At 34.9% G+C, this 19631-nt stretch carries 16 protein-coding genes; 9 read left to right on the forward strand and 7 right to left on the reverse strand.

What is annotated here, in order from left to right; genetic code table 11:
- The first annotated feature begins 34 nt into the window (after positions 1-34).
- The 6 genes from ACODSI_RS02625 to bamJ are packed head-to-tail and all read left to right on the forward strand — an operon-like array spanning position 35 to position 4957.
- The gene (locus ACODSI_RS02625; protein ID WP_488915295.1) at positions 35-712 is read left to right on the forward strand and encodes a DUF805 domain-containing protein; all 678 of its coding nucleotides are present in this window, start codon (positions 35-37) and stop codon (positions 710-712) included.
- Positions 712-1083, forward strand: coding sequence for a fluoride efflux transporter CrcB (crcB, locus tag ACODSI_RS02630; protein ID WP_488915296.1), 372 nt, complete (start codon positions 712-714; stop codon positions 1081-1083). The genes ACODSI_RS02625 and crcB overlap by 1 nt, the downstream gene beginning before the upstream one ends.
- A 36-nt stretch (positions 1084-1119) precedes the next feature.
- Positions 1120-2124 (forward strand): DHH family phosphoesterase, encoded by a 1005-nt coding sequence (locus tag ACODSI_RS02635; RefSeq protein ID WP_488915297.1) that lies wholly within the window; start codon positions 1120-1122, stop codon positions 2122-2124.
- Between the two features lie 2 nt (positions 2125-2126).
- A complete protein-coding gene (gene gldI, locus ACODSI_RS02640) occupies positions 2127-2690 on the forward strand; it encodes a gliding motility-associated peptidyl-prolyl isomerase GldI (RefSeq protein ID WP_488915298.1) in 564 nt (187 codons plus the stop codon).
- Positions 2691-2700: 10 nt separating this feature from the next.
- A complete protein-coding gene (locus ACODSI_RS02645) occupies positions 2701-3822 on the forward strand; it encodes a peptidylprolyl isomerase (RefSeq protein ID WP_488915299.1) in 1122 nt (373 codons plus the stop codon).
- Between the two features lie 28 nt (positions 3823-3850).
- On the forward strand, positions 3851-4957 hold the full coding sequence (gene bamJ, locus ACODSI_RS02650; RefSeq protein WP_488915300.1) for a BamJ family beta-barrel-assembly machinery protein: 1107 nt from the start codon (positions 3851-3853) through the stop codon (positions 4955-4957).
- 43 nt (positions 4958-5000) lie between these two features.
- Here the strand turns inward: bamJ and ACODSI_RS02655 are convergent, their stop codons facing one another.
- Positions 5001-5429, reverse strand: a complete 429-nt coding sequence (locus ACODSI_RS02655) for a hypothetical protein (RefSeq protein WP_488915301.1) — start codon at positions 5427-5429, stop codon at positions 5001-5003.
- A gap of 84 nt (positions 5430-5513) precedes the next feature.
- Between ACODSI_RS02655 and ACODSI_RS02660 the strand changes: the two genes are divergently transcribed.
- On the forward strand, positions 5514-5915 hold the full coding sequence (locus tag ACODSI_RS02660) for a hypothetical protein (protein WP_488915302.1): 402 nt from the start codon (positions 5514-5516) through the stop codon (positions 5913-5915).
- On the opposite strand, the gene ACODSI_RS02665 is transcribed toward ACODSI_RS02660, so the two are convergent.
- The 5 genes from ACODSI_RS02665 to argS form a co-directional block, all read right to left on the reverse strand.
- Positions 5912-6403, reverse strand: coding sequence for a GNAT family N-acetyltransferase (locus ACODSI_RS02665; RefSeq protein ID WP_488915303.1), 492 nt, complete (start codon positions 6401-6403; stop codon positions 5912-5914). The genes ACODSI_RS02660 and ACODSI_RS02665 overlap by 4 nt on opposite strands.
- Before the next feature lies 1 nt (position 6404).
- A complete protein-coding gene (locus ACODSI_RS02670) occupies positions 6405-7289 on the reverse strand; it encodes a bifunctional 5,10-methylenetetrahydrofolate dehydrogenase/5,10-methenyltetrahydrofolate cyclohydrolase (protein ID WP_488915304.1) in 885 nt (294 codons plus the stop codon).
- 97 nt (positions 7290-7386) lie between these two features.
- A complete protein-coding gene (ffh, locus tag ACODSI_RS02675) occupies positions 7387-8724 on the reverse strand; it encodes a signal recognition particle protein (protein WP_488915305.1) in 1338 nt (445 codons plus the stop codon).
- A gap of 123 nt (positions 8725-8847) precedes the next feature.
- Positions 8848-9246 (reverse strand): hypothetical protein, encoded by a 399-nt coding sequence (locus tag ACODSI_RS02680; RefSeq protein WP_488915306.1) that lies wholly within the window; start codon positions 9244-9246, stop codon positions 8848-8850.
- Positions 9247-9385: 139 nt separating this feature from the next.
- Positions 9386-11164, reverse strand: coding sequence for an arginine--tRNA ligase (gene argS, locus ACODSI_RS02685; protein ID WP_488915307.1), 1779 nt, complete (start codon positions 11162-11164; stop codon positions 9386-9388).
- A 220-nt stretch (positions 11165-11384) separates the two neighbouring features.
- Between argS and ACODSI_RS02690 the strand changes: the two genes are divergently transcribed.
- On the forward strand, positions 11385-15956 hold the full coding sequence (locus ACODSI_RS02690; RefSeq protein WP_488915308.1) for a T9SS type B sorting domain-containing protein: 4572 nt from the start codon (positions 11385-11387) through the stop codon (positions 15954-15956).
- 199 nt (positions 15957-16155) lie between these two features.
- Positions 16156-18561, forward strand: coding sequence for a TonB-dependent receptor (locus ACODSI_RS02695; protein ID WP_488915309.1), 2406 nt, complete (start codon positions 16156-16158; stop codon positions 18559-18561).
- A 56-nt stretch (positions 18562-18617) separates the two neighbouring features.
- Here ACODSI_RS02695 and ACODSI_RS02700 read toward each other — a convergent pair whose 3' ends face one another.
- Positions 18618-19625: a 3-oxoacyl-ACP synthase III family protein gene (locus tag ACODSI_RS02700; RefSeq protein WP_488915310.1), complete on the reverse strand. Its 1008-nt coding sequence runs from the start codon at positions 19623-19625 to the stop codon at positions 18618-18620.
- Positions 19626-19631: the final 6 nt, after the last annotated feature.

The raw sequence follows: 19631 nt of genomic DNA on the forward strand, positions 1-19631 counted from the left end.
ATTACTATTTTTGAAATCTTCCAAAAAATAAACTATGAAATGGTATTTACACGCTTTACGGAATTTTAACAACTTTGATGGCCGTTCGAGTCGAACAGAATATTGGATGTTTGGTTTGTTCAACACCATGTTTGCTATACTGTTCTTCTGCATTGATGTATCCTTTAAAATTAATTTTGAAGGACATTTATTTGGCCCTTTTTACATTGTATATGGATTGTTTTGTTTTTTACCAGGTCTTGCTTTGGCGGTGAGACGTTTGCATGACGTTGGAAAAAGCGGTAGCTACTTATTTTTAGCCCTAATTCCTTTGGTTGGACTATACCTACTAGTCTTGTTTTGTACTGAAAGTGAAGATGATGAAAACGTTTATGGTGAAAAACCTGTAAATACTGACATTGCTGATTTTATTCTAGATGACAAAACATCAACAACTATTATTGTATCCTATTTATTATGGATATTTTTAAGTAAAATTATTTGGACATTCATTGTAAATTCTTCAGAAAAATTTTATGAAAATCCTATTTATAAATATTTTAATATGTTCAGTAATTGTATTTGGATGTTTTTGCCCATAATTGTTTCCTTAACTGTCAAAAATTACAAATGGAAAATTATACTGCTCATCTGTTCAGTTCTTTACATGGTTTATGGTTTTTACGAATTCATTAAAGCCTTCCTTTTAACTTCAGATAGATTTCAATTTTAATGCTAAAAACAATATTATATATAGCCATCGGTGGCGCTATTGGAAGCGTACTGCGTTATCTAACTTCGGTTTTGGTAAATAAATATTGGAGTAACCAATTTCCATTAGCTACTTTTATCACAAATGTTGTGGGTTGCTTTATTATTGGTCTTTTCATTGGAATTTTAGAAAAAAACAATCTAGCCAGTAGCAATTTAAAGTGGTTTTTAGTCACTGGTTTCTGTGGTGGATATACTACTTTTTCAACCTTTGGATTTGAAAATTATACCCTTTTTCAATCCAACCATTCCTTACTCGCTTTTGGCTACATTGCTTTGAGTGTTGTACTCGGAATTTTTGCTGTTTGGCTCGGTCTTTTTGTTTCTAAATAACGTTTTTTTAACACAAAAAAATGTAATTTCGCACCCATGAACGAAAAAGACATTCAGGCCATTATAGAATTATTGGCAACACCAAAAAAAATTGCCATCATTCCACATCGCAGTCCCGATGGTGACGCTATGGGATCAACACTTGGATTGTATCATTTTTTATTAAAAATGAATCATCAACCAGTCGTAATTGCTCCTAATGATTTTCCTGAATTCTTGGCATGGTTGCCTGCTTCTGAAACTGTTTTAGTTTATGAAAATGATCGTGCACACTGCACCAAAGTATTACAAGAAGTGGCATTGGTTTTTACCTTAGACTTTAATGCGCTACACCGCACTGGAGAAATGGAACACGTGTTGGGCAAACTTTCGGTTCCTATGATTATGATTGATCACCACCAATTGCCTGATACGTATGCAACTTATACCTATTCGGATACAGCATTTGGTTCAACTTGTGAAATGATTTACAATTTTATAGGATTTCTAAATCAAAAATCACTTATCGATAAAACCATTGCTACCTGTTTATATACCGGAATTCTAACAGATTCTGGTGGATTTCGTTTTCCAAAAACAACAGGAACCACACATCGAATTGCTGCTGAATTTATAGATTTAGGTGTTGAAAATTCAGAAATTCCAAACCTACTTTTCGACAATAATTCCTATGAAAGGCTTCAACTTTTGGGAAGAGCTTTGCAAAATATGAAAGTGCTTTTTGATAAAAAAACTTCTTATATTACGCTTTCGCAAAAAGAGCTAGACGAGTTTCACTATGTCAAAGGCGACACCGAAGGCATTGTGAACTATGGTTTAACCATTAAAGGCATTGTTTTTGCGGCTATTTTCATCGAACATCGAGAAGAAAATATCATCAAAATATCCTTCCGTTCCCAAGGTGATTTTGATGTCAATCAATTTGCACGTGAACACTTCAATGGTGGTGGTCACATCAATGCGGCTGGTGGAAAATCGAATGATTCTTTGGAAAATACTATTAAAAAATTTGAACAAATTGTTTCAAACCTCAATATCTAAATATGAAAAACTTAAAAAGCTACTTTTTGTTAACTATTGCCATTTTAGCACTCGTAAGCTGTAAACAGCAACAAGCTAGAATGCCGGTTTCACGTTCTTCTGGCGAGTTTTTAAATGCTTCCGTTGAACGCAATAAAAAACTCATTAAAGGTGAAGAAGGTAAAATAGATTCGATTATAAAAAGTAATCCGAATGTAAAATACCTAACTTCTCAAAAAGGATATTGGTATTATTATGAAACCAAAAATGAAACGGACACCTTGCGTCCGAAAAAAGGTGATGTCGCTAATTTCGACTATGAAATAAAAGATTTGGATGGCAATGTTATTTATTCACAATTGGAATTGAAGCCACAAACCTATGTGGTTGACAAACAAAACATCATGATGGGATTGCGTCATGGGATTAAATTAATGCACAAAAATGAAACGGTAACGTTCTTATTTCCTTCCCACATGGCTTTTGGATATCATGGTGACAACAGACGAATTGGAACTAATGAACCACTTATTTGTACTGTAACTTTAAACGATTTTAAACCACAAAATAAAATAACTCAAGAATAATAATTAAACCATGAAAAGAATTTTAAGTATAGCCTTAATAATAGCTGCGGTAGTATTTGTTGGTTGTAAAGGCAATGATTATTCAAATTTAGCAGACGGATTATATGCCGAGATTGCAACGTCTAAAGGATCTATTTTAGTTCAGTTAGAATATGTAAAAACTCCTGTAACCGTTGCCAATTTTGTTACATTAGCTGAAGGAAAAAATCCGTTTGTAGCTGAAGGATATAAAAACAAACCCTTGTATGACGGCTTAGTTTTTCACCGAGTAATTTCAAAAAATAACGGTGACCCTGAAGATTTTATGATTCAAGGAGGCGACCCACTTGGAAATGGTACTGGAGATGCAGGCTATAAATTTAAAGATGAAATTACGGATTTAAAATTTGATAAAGGAGGCTATTTAGCCATGGCAAATTCAGGCCCAGGTACTAATGGAAGTCAGTTTTTTATCACCATTAAAGATACACCTTGGTTGAATGGCATGCATACTATTTTTGGTCATGTTGTTGATAAAGGTATGGATGTAGCCAATACAATTGTGCAAGGTGATGCTATCAATTCGATAAAAATAATTCGAAAAGGCGAAGCGGCCAAAAAGTTTGATGCTGTAAAAGTTTTTACAGATTACTACAAAATAGAAGCAGAAAACATTAAGAAACAAGCGGCTATCGATGCGGCTGCTTTGAAACAAACAATCAATTCAAAAGTGGCTTATTTTGCAAAACTTAAAAAATCAGCGACCAAACTACCTTCTGGTTTATCTTATGCAATCAATCAAAAAGGAAGCACCAAAAAGCCTGTTAAAGGTGTTTTTGCTTATGTAGCTTATGCTGGTTATTTAGAAAATGGAACGCTTTTTGACACGAGTGACCCTGAATTGGCTAAATCCTTAGGGCAATTAAATCAACAAAAAGCAGCTCAAAATGGCTACAAGAAACTACCATTTGATATCGGTGCAAAAGGTGCAATGATAAAGGGGTTTGAAGAAGGATTATCTAAATTAAATTATGGTGATAAAGCCGTTCTTTTCATTCCTTCTAACTTAGCCTTTGGTGAAAATGGAGCTGGAGACATGATTCCACCTAATGCTAATCTGATATTTGAAGTTCAACTATTAGAAAACAATTAATTTAAAAATCTATAAAAAACAGTATACCATGAAAATGAATTTAAAACTTATAGTAGTATTCCTTTTAGGATTATCATTGGCTAATGCACAAACAAAGACAAAAAGTACTGCTAAAAAAACCACAACTACTACAGCACCAAAAACGCAGTATACCACTACAGTTACAGCCACACCAGCGCTAGATACTAAAGAAGGTATTTTTGCCGAAATAGAAACTTCTAAAGGTAAAATTTTCTTAAAATTAGAATACCAAAAAACGCCTATTACTGTTGCGAATTTTGTTTCATTAGCAGAAGGAACAAATACTCAAGTAAATGAAAAATTTAAAGGAAAACATTATTTTGATGGATTGAAATTCCACAGAGTAATTGCTAACTTCATGATTCAAGGTGGTGATCCCGATGGTAATGGTTCTGGCGGACCGGGTTATGCCTTTAAAGACGAATTCACGGATGCTAAATTTGACCGACCTGGAATTTTAGCTATGGCAAATGCTGGCCCTAAAACCAATGGTTCTCAATTTTTTATTACACATGTTCCTACACAGCACCTAAATGGTAAACATACTATTTTTGGTTATGTCATTACAGGTCAAGATGTGGTTAATGCCATTGCTCAAAATGATGTTATTACCAAAATAACGATTACTAGAAAAGGTGCAGCGGCAAAGAAATTTGATGCCGCTAAAGTATTTGCTACCTATTTTGCCAATAAAGATGCTGAAGAAAAAATACAAGCTGAAAAAGAAGCTAAAGAACGTGCTATTGCTAACGAAGCCGCTTTGAAAGAATTTGCTAACGGTAAAACAACTGCAAGCGGATTAAAATACATCGTTTTACAAGAAGGAACTGGCGCCACTCCAACTGCTACTAGCAACGTAAAAGTACATTACACAGGAACTTTTATTGACGGAAAAGTATTTGACAGTAGTGTACAACGTGGTCAACCAATTGATTTTGGATTGAACCAAGTTATCAAAGGTTGGACAGAAGGATTACAATTGATGAAAGAAGGCTCTAAATACAAATTCTTTATTCCATACAATTTAGCCTATGGAGAACAAGGATATCCTGGTGCAATTCCTCCAAAAAGTGATTTGATTTTTGAAGTTGAATTAATCAAAATAAATAATTAGAAAATAAAAAACCCTCAATAACTTGAGGGTTTTTTATTGCATTCTATTTTTTAAACTTCCAATCGAATTCGTCGTTATCGTTAATGATGGCACCAAGTTCTATTCGAATTACTTCACCATATTCTGATTGTAAGGTAAGCCAATTGCTTTCGTTAAAATGATTTTCGGTGGAATCAAAATCTTCTTGCTCCCACGACTTAAAAGGCAATTCCCTTTTTATATTTTCGACGTTACATCCTAGTATTTTTTTATCCAACAAAGTAGCTTCTGCATTGGACGTAATAATATATCCCAATCGAAAATCTTCATCTTCATAAAACGTCAAACGCAGTTTCTGTTGATTGTACAAAAAAATCATATTGCTGTCGTCGTCTTCAAATTGTTTGTCTGGCGTTCCATAAAGTGCAATTACATCCTTCTGTTTCATTCCGAAAAGCAGTTGATCGATGCCGTTTTTGGGATTTAATTTCATAAATTTTATTTTTTTTCAAATTTCGGAAAGATTTAAAACAAAGCAACCTATTTTTCTATATTTTTATACTTAAAATAAGTAACTATGAAAAAAATTACCTTCCTATTCTTTTTAACCATTGGTATACATTCCATAAGTACTGCCCAAAGCAAGACTACCAATCAAATCACTATTGATGAAAATACAGTTTGCAATAAATGGGTGTTTTCAGATGTTATCAATCCAAAATTTTCTAAAAAAGAATTAGAAGAAACAAAATCACTTCTCGAAGGTATTTATATCGAAATTCGAAAAGACAAAACATGCATGACCAGTTTTGTTCTTGATTTAGAAGGCACTTGGACTCTGGATTTGGAAGAAAAAAATATTGTCATCAAAGACGAAAGAGGCATTGTAAAATGGAAAATCCACTCGTTGACCAAAAATGAAATTCAGCTTTCCAGAAATGACGCCAAACAAATTATTGTTTTTAAAGCATCTAATTAAAGAGCTAATTCCATAATATAATCTTCCATTAAATAGCCATTTCCAATCTCAATATCAATCGTTTCAATATTTTTAAAACCAAGTTTTTCATAAAACGACAAGGCTTTATTAAACCGATTGACATTTAAGAAAACAGCTTCGTTTTGGTGTTGTTTTGCAATATTTTTAATAAATTCAACTAATTGTTTTCCTAACCCTTTTCCTTGGGTTTCTGGCAAAACGTATAGTTTATGAATCTTAGTTTTGTTAGTTGCATCACAATTCAACTCATACGAAGCAAATCCGTAAGGAGTTCCGTTTTCCTCAGCCAATAAAAACACCTGTCCATTATCAATCTGACTTTCTAAATAAGAAGTTTCATAGAATTTATGCAACATATACTCCAATTGCTCTTTAGAGAGAATTTCTCCATAAGCAATGGGCCAAATTTGATACGTCAATCCTTGAATAATGGGCAATTGGCTTTTAGTAGCAACCGAAATCGTCATGTTATTTTTTCATTCTTTTTTGTTCTCGTGCCAAAAGCGTATTTTTTAGCAACATGGCAATCGTCATAGGGCCTACTCCACCTGGAACTGGCGTAATAAAAGAAGCTTTTTTAGAAACATTTTCAAAATCAACATCACCCACAATTTTATAGCCTTTTTCAGAAGTTTCATCGGCTACACGAGTAATACCCACATCAATAACCACTACATCGTCTTTTACCATCTCGGCTTTCAAATAATTAGGAACGCCAAGAGCTGTAATAATAATATCGGCTTGTGTCGTTATTTGGTTGATGTTTTTAGTATGACTGTGGGTTAAGGTAACTGTGGAATTTCCTGGAAAATGATTTCTTCCCATCAAGATACTCATCGGACGTCCAACAATGTGGCTTCTTCCAATAACAACCGTATGCTTTCCATTGGTTTGTACGTTATAACGTTCTAATAATTCTAAAATTCCGAAGGGTGTAGCCGGAATAAACGTGCTCATGTCCAAGGCCATTTTACCAAAATTCTCGGGATGGAAACCGTCTACATCCTTACTTGGATCGATGGCATTAATGATTTGTTGGGTATCGATTTGTTTGGGTAACGGAAGTTGTACAATAAAACCATCGATGTCATCATTCTCGTTCAACTCTTTTATTTTCTTAAGTAGTTCGGTTTCCGAGGTAGTGCTAGGCATTTTGACCAAAGTCGATTCAAAACCTACTCTTTCGCAGGCTTTTACTTTGCTACCTACGTAGGTCAAACTAGCACCATCGTTACCCACAATTACTGCGGCAAGATGAGGCACTTTTTCGCCGTTATCTTTCATTTTTTGGACTTCGGCTGCGATTTCATTTTTAATATCTTCCGATACTTTTTTTCCGTCTAAAATTTGCATAGTGTAGTTATTTTGTGTGTTGTGTGTTGTCTTGCAAAACTATAAAATCAAAATTGATAGTATAAAAAAAGACGCGATTAATCGCGCCTTTACGGTCTTATTTCATGCCTTTCATTCCGCCCATCATGCGCATCATGTTCTTGCCTCCTGGGCCTTGCATCATCTTCATCATTTTGCTCATTTGGTCGAACTGTTTCATCAGCTGATTTACTTCTTCTATCTTTCTACCCGAACCTTTGGCGATTCTGGTTTTACGTTTCATATCAATTAACGATGGTTTGCTTCGTTCTTTCGGTGTCATCGAATAAATAATCGCTTCAATGTGTTTGAAAGCATCGTCTTCAATTTCAACATCTTTCATGGCTTTTCCAGCACCTGGGATCATTCCGACTAAGTCTTTCATGCTACCCATCTTTTTAATTTGCTGAATTTGCGCTAAGAAATCGTCAAAACCAAACTCGTTTTTAGCAATTTTCTTTTGTAGTTTACGTGCTTCTTCTTCGTCATATTGTTCTTGAGCACGTTCTACCAGGGAAACTACGTCACCCATACCCAATATTCTATCGGCCATACGAGAAGGATAGAATACATCAATAGCATCCATTTTTTCACCAGTACCTACAAATTTAATTGGCTTGTTTACTACCGATTTAATGGTGATGGCAGCTCCTCCACGAGTATCACCATCTAATTTAGTTAAAATAACTCCATCAAAATTCAATCGGTCGTTGAAGGCTTTTGCCGTATTTACAGCATCTTGACCTGTCATCGCATCCACAACGAATAAGGTTTCTTGCGGTTTAATGGCTTGATGCACATTAGCAATTTCGGTCATCATTTCTTCATCAACAGCCAAACGACCAGCGGTATCGACAATAACTACATTAAAACCGTTAGCTTTTGCATAAGCGATTGCTTTTAATGAAATATCAACTGGGTTTTTATTTTCTGGTTCGGAGTATACCTCAACACCAATTTGATCACCTACCACATGCAACTGATTAATCGCTGCAGGACGGTAAATATCACAGGCAACCAAAAGAGGTTTTTTATTCTTTTTAGTTTTAAGATAATTGGCTAATTTACCCGAGAAAGTAGTTTTACCCGAACCTTGTAAACCCGACATTAAAATCACAGTTGGGTTACCCGAAAGATTAATACCTGTAGCATCACCACCCATCAATTCGGTCAACTCGTCTTTCACCAATTTCACCATTAATTGTCCTGGTTCTAAAGTGGTTAAAACGTTTTGCCCCATTGCTTTTTCTTTTACAGAAGTTGTAAAATCTTTAGCAATTTTAAAGTTCACATCGGCATCAAGTAAGGCGCGACGCACTTCTTTTAGCGTTTCTGCAACGTTAACTTCGGTGATTTTTCCGTGTCCTTTTAGGATATGAAAGGCTTTATCTAGTTTTTCGCTTAAATTATTAAACATAATTATTGAAGTTTTCTAAAAATGAAGTGCAAATTTAAGCATTTGAAATTGAAGTATGAAAGTATTATAAACAAAAAAACCATTCCTTTTACGAATGGTTTTGTGTTATAAATGCAATTGAATTTAATTTTTTTCAAAAGTAAGGTAATCAGTACCTCCATTTCCTCCACTTACATCATTCAGTTGAATTTTGGTATCCGTTCTTGATACAATATGCCAATCATTTGTCAAGTCAGCAAAATTAGTTGGCAAATTAAATAATACATTAAAATGTAAATCGTCAAGGGTATCGTCATTACTATTGGAATCTGTAACAGACCATGTGCCAGTGTAAGTATTGCTTCCGTTAGTTGATGTAAGAAGATTATTAGAACCAAAGGCAAAATTATACCCAGTAAAATTAGACGTCTTAATAGTACCTGAATCATCATACAATGTAACTCTCCATGTTCCAGAAGAGGCTGTACTTACCACTTGTGTTTGCGCTACATTGGTAGTCGGATTATCGTCTTTGCTGCACATTGATGCCACATTTAGCATAAAAATGCAACATAAAATCGGTATTAATTTTAATGTTTTCATCATTTCAAAGTTTACTTGGTTTTGATAAATTTAACAACAAAAAACATTTTTTAGTATAACCGTTAAGACAATCTTAAGTTTACATTCGTTCAGGAACTTCAATTCCTAGAAGTTGAAAGGCCGATTTGATGGTATCGGCTACTTTTTTAGACAACTGTACTCTAAAGGTTTTAATCTCAGAATTTTCTTCGCCCAAGATGGATACATTTTGATAAAACGAATTGAATTCTTTTACCAAATCATAGGTGTAATTAGCAATCAAAGCCGGGCTGTGGTTTTTAGCCGCATCCTGAATGACTTCGGGATACAATTCGATTTGTTTGATTAATTCTTTTTCCTTGGCATGAAGCACATTAACTTTACTAGACGCTGAATAATCAAAATCGGCTTTGCGCAAAATCGACTGAATACGCGCATAGGTATATTGAATGAAAGGTCCTGTATTTCCTGCAAAATCAACCGATTCTTCTGGATTGAACATCATCGCTTTTTTAGGATCGACTTTCAACATATAATATTTTAAAGCTCCTAAGCCGATGGTGGTATACAATTTGGATTTTTCTTCATCCGAATAACCGTCTAATTTTCCTAATTCTTCCGAAATAGCTTTTGCCGTTGTTGTCATTTCTGCCATTAAATCATCGGCATCCACTACGGTTCCTTCACGCGATTTCATTTTTCCTGAAGGCAATTCGACCATTCCGTAAGATAAATGATATAGATTTTCGGCCCATTCGAACCCTAATTTCTTTAAAATTAAAAACAATACTTTAAAATGATAATCTTGCTCGTTACCAACAGTATAGACCATTCCGCCAACATCAGGAAAATCCTTCACACGTTGAATGGCCGTTCCGATATCTTGCGTCATGTAAACCGCAGTTCCGTCTGAGCGAAGTACGATTTTTCGATCCAATCCGTCTGGGGTCAAATCAATCCAAACCGAACCATCAGGATCTTTCTCAAAAATCCCTTTTTCTAATCCAAATTGTACGACTTCTTTCCCTAACAAATAGGTATTCGACTCATAATAATAGGAATCAAAATCGACTCCTAAACTTGTATAGGTTTGTGCAAAACCGTCATACACCCATTGGTTCATGGTTTTCCAAAGTGCAATAACTTCGGGTTTTCCGGCTTCCCAATCGAGCAGCATTTGTTGGGCTTCTAAAATAATCGGAGCTTGTTTTTTGGCTTCCTCTTCGGATTTGCCTTGAGCCATTAAATCGGTAATTTGAGATTTGTATTCTTTATCAAAAGCGACATAAAAATTCCCAACCAATTTATCCCCTTTCAACCCTGAGTTTTCTGGTGTAGCACCATTACCATATTTTTTCCAAGCCAACATCGATTTACAAATGTGAATTCCGCGATCGTTGATGATTTGGGTTTTGTATACTTTTTTACCCGATGCTTTGATGATTTCGGCCACCGAATAGCCTAATAAATTGTTTCGAACGTGACCTAAATGCAACGGTTTGTTGGTGTTTGGAGACGAATATTCTACCATAACGGCCTTTTCATTGGCAGCAACGGTTACAAATCCAAAACTTTCATTAGCTTTAATTTGATTGAAAAAAGTAAGGTAATATTCATCCGAAATCACAATATTCAAAAAACCCGCAACGACATTGAATTTAGCAACTTGTGAAAGGTTTTCTACTAAATGAGTTCCAATTTTGGTTCCAATTTCCACTGGATTACCTTTGATTACTTTCAATAATGGAAAAATAACCACAGTAATATCACCTTCAAAATCTTTCCTTGTAGCCTGAAATTCAATTTTATCGATAGTTACATCGTATTGATTTTGAATAGCTTCAATTATGGCTGGAGTTAAGATTTGTTGTAATGTCATTTTTTTATTGATTTTTTGAGATTGCAAAGATATAGTATAATTGGAAATTAAGGAATCAAAAAAAGGCCAACACGGCTAATTAATAGTAAAATTAATTTTTGCTTAATTATTTTTGTAAGAAATTTATTGTATTATAAATAAATTAAATGTATTTCATCGATTTTATTTGTATTTAAACGATTTTATTTACAATATTTGTGTTGTCAAAATCAAATGCCCTATGAAAAAATCATTACTCCTACTATTTGCACTTATCACAGCAAATGTTTTTTCGCAATCTATAACTGTAGATTCGAATACGTATACAGTTCCTCAGTTAGTTAACAATGTACTGATTAATTCGCCTTGTATCAATGCAACCAATATTACATGGAGAACCGGTACAAACTTTGGTTCAACCAATGGAATTGGATATTTTCAGAATACAAATCCGAATTTCCCGATGCAAAGTGGCGTTATACTGAGTACTGGTAATATTGCCAATGCAGTAGGACCAAATGCTACAATGCAATCATCGGGTTCAAATGCTTGGACTGGAGATGCCTCATTAGAAGCGACTTTAGCTAGTTACGGAGTTACAATGACTTCAGCTAATGCAACGGTTTTGGAATTTGACTTTGTACCAATGTCACCAAATTTTAGTTTTAATTTCTTATTTGCTTCAGAAGAATATGGTAATTTTCAATGTCAGTTTTCTGATGCTTTTGCATTTTTACTTACTAATATGACGACTGGTGTAACGACTAATTTAGCCGTTGTACCAGGAACTAATACTCCTATTTCGGTTGTAACCATCAGAGATTTTTTATACAACTCGACTTGTCCTTCTGTGAATCCTCAATATTTTGGTTCTTTTAATGGAGGAACAAATACCGCTTCCTCAGCAACGAATTTCAATGGTCAAACCAAAGTGATGAATGCAGCTGCTACATTAACACCGAATACACCTTACAGAATCAAATTAGTAATTGCTGATAGAGGTGATTATCAATCCGATTCAGCTATATTTATTTCATCAAATAGTTTTAATATTGGTCAAGACGTTTTAGGAAGTGATTATTTATTATCTGACAATACAGCCATTTGTAATGGTCAAAATCATTTAATTGATTCTGGATTAAACCCTGCTGTTTACTCATTTGTATGGAAAAAAGATGGCGTAGTAATGTCGGGTGAAACAGGGCCATCTATTACGGTCAATCAACCAGGAACTTATCAATTGACATATACCAATATTGCGTTTCCTTGTCAAACGGTGACAAATGATGTCGTTATTGAATATTTTTCAGCCTTTACTACACCTAATCCTGTTGATTTACACAAATGTAATACCGGTGCTGCAAATTATACATATGATTTTTCATTGAATACTTCTAAAGTTACATTTGGATTAGGACCTAATTATACTGTTAATTATTTTGCGTCTTTATCAGATGCAAACAACAATACCAATATATTACCTACCATTTATACAAGTTCAGGAAACCAAACTATTTATGTAAAAATAAATAATACCGCTTCGGGTTGTTACATAATAAAATCATTTCAATTATTGGTATCACCTCCTCCAGTTGCTAATCATCCTGCCGATATAATAAATTGTAAACCAATAACGGGTTCAACATCGTTCAATTTGAGTTCTGTAATTCCTTCTATTTTAGGAAGCCAATCTTCATTTGTTTACAAAGCTATATTTTTCAATACATTAGCAGATGCTAACAACGGAACTAATCCTTTAGGCAATACATTTACTACAAATACCTCAACAACACTTTATGTAAGAGTTCAATTAATTACAGATTCTGGATGTTATGCAACAACTACTGTAAATTTAGTAGTTATGCCATTACCATTAGTGGATACCATGAACGATGTAGTTACTTGCTCTGATTATATTTTGCCTCCGTTAACAAATGGGAATTACTTTACAGCATCAGGTGGTGGTGGAACACCTTTATTTGCTGGTGACGTTATCACACAATCGCGAACTATTTACATCTATAACGCTACTTCTACAACGCCAAGTTGTCCAAATGAAACTAATTTTAAAGTGACCATTATAAAACCAGATAGTTTAGCAATTTCATCTAATACTTATTGTGGGAGTTATACTTTACCTCCATTAACAGATGGTTCGTATCACACAGCACCAAATGGCGGTGGTATGAATTTACCTGGCGGAACAGTTTTAACTACCTCACAAACAATATACTTTAATTATGTTTCTCAAACACCACCAATTTGTACTATTGATGCGCCATTCAACATCGATATTATAGCAGCGCAAACAGTTCAAACATTACCAAATGCATTTGATTGTACTTCTTATGTACTTCAACCCTTATCTTTTGGAAACTATTATGATGGCCCAAATGGAACTGGAAATCAGATTCCTGCTGGAACCGCAATTAACACTTCGCAAACCATTTACATTCATGGAGAAAATGGAACTTGTAAAAGTGATTCTAGTTTTGAAGTCGTAATTGGACTTAATTTCCCAACATCGGTAACCGAATGTGCTGGGTATACATTGCCACAGTTAGTGGTAGGTAATTACTACACTGGTCCTGTTGGTACAGGAACACTAATTCCTGCAGGCACACTAATTAATACCACACAAACAATCTATGTGTACGCAGTATCGCAATCGCTACCAAATTGCACCGACAATTATAATTTTACAGTGACAATTACTTTACCTGTAATTTCAGCACCAGCCGTTACTGTTGGATGTGATAATTTCACATTACCGGCATTGACTATTGGAGATTACTACACCGGTACTGGTGCCTCTGGAACCTTGCTTCATGCTGGAGATGTGCTGACTACTTCGCAAACTTTATTTGTGTATTTAAATGATGGTATGGGCTGTCAAAATGAAATTAGTTTTGATGTTACCATAAATCAAACGCCTGTTATTGACTCGCGTGCTACTATAGATGCTTGCCAATCGTATACCTTAACAAATCTTGCTCAAGGAAACTATTACACTGGTCCAAACGGAACAGGAACCATGTTAACAGGTGGTACAACATTAACCGATTCTCAATTGGTTTATATCTATGCAAATAACAATGGGTGTTCTGCAGAAACAAGTTTTCAAATTAACATCTTTCAAATAAGTGCTTATCAAACTCCAAATGTAACTGCATGTGATACATATGTATTACCAGCCTTACCAGGAAATAACAAATATTACACGCAAACTGGAGGTCAATACGGCACAGGAGTTGAACTTCCAGCTGGAACTGTACTTACAACTTCTCAAACAGTCTATATTTTTGTAGAATCAGGAGGTAGAATAAATTGTACAAACGAAAGTAGTTTTACAGTAACTTTAATTCCTACTCCGGTTATTGCGCCAATAGCAAATGTTACAACTTGTAATTCGTATACACTTCCTGTTTTGACTGTTGGAAATTATTACACTCAACCAAACAAAGGAGGAACCCTATTGCATGCTGGTGATGTAATTACTACTAATCAAACCTTGTATGTATATGCTGAAACAGGTGGCACAACAAACTGTTTCGCTGAAAGAAGTTTTACAATTTCAATTTTCAATGTGGATACTTTACAAAATGTAACAATGTGTAGTGGTTATACTTTACCATTATTGGCTGTAGGTAATTATTACAATGGTCCGAATGGAACTGGTGGACTTATTCCTGTTGGAACAACAATTACTACTACGAAAACACTATACATTTTCGGGAATTCTGGATATTCACCTAACTGTACAGATGAAAGTGTATTTACTGTGACTATCGTTCCTACGCCAACCGCTAATCCAATACCTCTTGCAATGAGAACAACTTGTGATAGTGACGGAACAAATGATGGAATTTATAATTTCGATTTAACAACGTTCACTTCAACGGTATTGGGTACGCAAACTGGGCCTGAATATTCTGCAGTTTATTATACTAGTTTAGCTGATGCTACTACAAATACAAATCCGGTTACAAACTCAACACTTACAACAGTTTATGTTAGAGTAAACAATGCCCTAGCACCTAATTGTTTTGACGTTAAACCAATTGCATTAGTAGTAAATAAAATCCCAGAACCAAATCCACAAGACGGTGTCATTTGTTATGTAACGGCTACGGGCCATTTAATAAATCCGTACACATTTCATAGTGGATTGTCTTCTGCCACACATACTTTTAAATGGTATAATGCACAAGGACAATTGGTAGGAACTGGTTCCAATTATACTGCAACAGTACCTGGAACCTACAGCGTTGTGGCAACCTCAATTGCAACTGGATGTTCTTCAGCTCCAGCATTTGCAACTGCAAATTCGTCTGAACCGGCTGTAGTTAGCTATGCTGTAAACGAAGATTTTGCCGATAGTCAAACCGTTACTATAGCTACGGAAGGCACAGGTGATTACGAATACCAATTAGACAATGGTGTTTTCCAAGATAGTCCAGTTTTTGAAAATGTAATGTCGGGTTTCCACACGATAACGGTTAGAGACAAAAATGGTTGTGGATTAACAACAACAGATGCTATTGTGGTTAATTATCCGCATTATTTCACTCCGAATGGTGATGGAATTCACGACACTTGGAACATCAAAGATTTAAGTGACGATACCGTCTCTATGATTTACATATTCGATCGATATGGAAAATTAGTTAAAAAAGTTAAACCGTCTGGACAAGGTTGGGACGGAACCTATAACAATACTTTAATGCCTGCTGATGATTATTGGTTTACTATTAGTTATCAAAAAGACGGAGAAGAAAAAGAATTCAAAGCCCACTTTGCTTTAAAAAGATAAGCGCCTTTTTTGCCCCAATAAAAAACAAGCTTTAGATTACAGATTAAAATCCATTTGAACTAAAAACCCCGAAGTGCAATTCGGGGTTTTATTTTAATACTTTTCAAATCACAAATAATTGTTATTTTTTATAATGTCTTGTAACAAATATTGTCTTCAATAGTCTATTGTCGTATTCAAATAGAATCTCAATAAAATTATGAAATTAAAATTACTATGTACACTGTTTCTATACAGTTTTTTATCGTTAGCTCAGAACCCCTCAGACAACGGAACCCTCTCAGGAAAAGTTGTCGACAGTCAAACTAAAAAACCTATTCCATACACCAACATTACATTAAAAAAGGAAGGCAAAACTATCACTGGTGGTATCACTCAGGAAAATGGAAATTTTGTTATAAAAAACATCCCATTAGACACTTATACTGTTGAAATTCGTTTTATCGGTTATACCGGTCAAAACAAAAATGTTACGTTTTCAGCTACAGAAAAAAATATCAACCTCAACACCCTATCATTAGTAGAAGAAGCTACCATGATGCAAGAAGTTGAAATTGTCAAAGAAAAATCAACTTACGAACAAAAAATCGACCGAAAAGTTGTGAATGTAGGTAAAGATTTAATTTCTGCTGGTGCCACTGCTGGTGAAATCATGAATAATATTCCGTCGGTAAGTGTCGATCCGCAAACCAATGCTATCAGTTTACGAGGTAATGAAAACGTTCGTGTGTTAATTGACGGCAAACCCTCCAACATCGATACCGCTCAATTGTTAAAACAAATTCCATCGTCGTCCATCAAACAAGTAGAATTAATCACTAATCCTTCTGCAAAATACAATCCAGAAGGAATGAGCGGAATCATCAACATCGTTTTACATAAAAATGCCAATAATGGTTTTAATGGAAGCGTTAACAGTGGAGTTACTTTTGGTAAAACACCCAAAGTAAATTCGTCTTTAGATTTGAACTACAGAGTTGGAAAAATAAATGTATACGGTAGTTATGGCTTCAATCATGGATTTCAGACCAACTACGGAAACATCAACAGTTACCAACCTAATGCTGAAAAAGTAGTTAGTTTTGATTTCAGAAATAAAAACACCTCGCATTTGTACAAAATTGGTGCCGATTACTACATCAATGATTTTAATACCGTATCGATTTACACCAATCAAAACCGCTTTATAGCATCTGGAAACAGCATCACCACAGTTAATTATTTTTCTAATGCTATTGATGATATTACCCAGTTTAATTCGAGTAAAAACAACAATCCGTCCGAAACCTATAACTTAGATTACAAACACAAGTTTAAAAAAGAAGGCGAAAACATTGAGTTTGAATACAACTACAACAAGAATAAAGGAAACGAAAATTCATTTTTCAACACGGTTACCAATTCTTTTAATTTAGGTGAAAAAAACGATATTACTACCGACAATAACAACACCAAAATCAATTTAGATTATACCAATCCGTTGGCTAAAAATGCTAGATTAGAACTTGGATTGGAAACACGAATTGAAAACACCAACAATAATTTTGACAAAAATGTAGCGTTCTATTCGGATTTTAATTACGAAAGAAAAATCAATTCTGCTTATGCTACCTATGGTAAACAATGGGACAAATGGGGATTTCAAGTGGGAGCTCGGTTTGAAAACTATACAGCCAATGCCCTTTTTCATGCGTTAGATTCAAATGATGAAAACGGAAACGGAAATACGACAGAAACCCTAACCAAAACATTTAACGACCAAATTAATACATTATATCCAAGTGGGTATGTTTCGTATAAATTATCGGATAAAAACTCATTCAATTTTAATTACTCACGTCGTGTTGACCGACCAAGCATCGGACAAGTAAATCCAATTAGAGAATGGAGTACACCTACGGTTATTTCGGTTGGAAATCCGTACTTAAAACCACAATTCACAAATTCATTCGAACTAAATTACACGCGTAAAACAAAAATTGGTTCGATTACAACGGTAGTTTTTTACCGTATGATTCAAGACGAAATTACCCGTTTTGTACAAATCAATCCAGCCAACGACGCCCAAAACATTATGTCGTACACCAATTTTAAAAACAACAATTCATTTGGTGCTGAGATTTCAGGAAATTTAGATTTCACAAAATGGTGGAGTGCCAATATTGGCACCGATATTTATTTTAAAACCATTAGAGGAACCGTTTCATCAGAATTTGTAGAACGTAAAGCAAACATCTTTAACGCTCGTATCAACAACACTTTCAAGGCAAATAAAAACTTACGTTTCCAACTTTTCGGAATGTTCCGTGGTCAAGAACAAAGTTTGCAGTTTTTGAGAAAAAACATGTTTAGAACAGATATTGGTTCGAGTTACAATATTTTAAAAGGAAAAGGAACGGTAAGTGCTCGCGTTAGTGATATTTTTAAAACGATGTATTTTAGTTTTGATGGCGATTTACCTTATGCCCAACAAGGTTCTTTTCACTGGGAAAGCAGAACCGTTTATTTAGGATTTAGCTACCGATTTGGTGGTGGTAAAAATGCCGCATTGCAACGCAAACAACGTGATAAAAACGAAACCCAAGGCAGTGGCGGAATGATGTAAAAAACAAAAGCCGAAGTAAAAATACTTCGGCTTTTTTATAGTTATAAATTTTAAAATTACCATTTTAGTATAGCGCTTGCCCATGTAAATCCACTACCAAAAGCCGCTAAAACAACCGTGTCACCTTCTTTAATTTGACCTAATTCCCATGCCTCAGTTAACGCAATTGGAATAGAAGCGGCTGTAGTATTGCCGTATTTTTGAATGTTATTAAACACTTGATCGTCTGCTAGTTTAAACTTTTGTTGAATAAATTGTGAGATTCTCAAATTGGCTTGATGCGGAATCAACATATCAATATCGGACACTTCTAAATTATTAGCTTTTAACCCTTCATTAATCACTTCGCTAAAACGAACTACTGCATTTTTAAACACAAATTGTCCGTTCATGTGTGGAAAATAACTCTCATCTTCAGGGTTATTATCTGCCAAGATATCCGTAATCCATCTTCCTCCCATTCCGGGTGCTAAAACGGCCAATTCTTTCGCATGCTCGCCTTCCGAATGCAAGTGTGTAGATAAAATTCCTTTGGTAGAATCGGTTTCTCTGCTTAGCATAGCTGCTCCTGCTCCATCGCCAAAAATCACCGAAACACCACGACCACGATTGGTCATGTCCAATCCCAACGATTGCACTTCAGAAGCTACAACCAAAATGTTTTTGTACATTCCAGTTTTAATGAATTGATCGGCAACCGATAAAGCATAAATGAATCCTGAACATTGATTTCTAATATCTAGAGCACCTACCGTTCGCAAACCTAATTCTTGTTGTAAGGCTACGCCTGGTCCAGGAAAATAATAATCGGGAGAAATCGTGGCAAACACAATAAAATCAATGTCTTCATTAGCAACACCCGAACGTTCAATGGCAATTTTAGCTGCTTTCACACCCATAGAAGTAGTGGTATCTTGGCCACGAATGATGTGACGTCTTTCTTTAATACCCGTACGCTCCTGAATCCACTCGTCTGAAGTGTCCATGATTTTAGACAAATCATCATTGGTAACCACATTTTCAGGAACATAATAACCTAAACCACTTATTTTCGAATTGTACATATTTTA

The sequence above is a fragment of the Flavobacterium sp. FG139 genome (genome assembly GCF_057809695.1).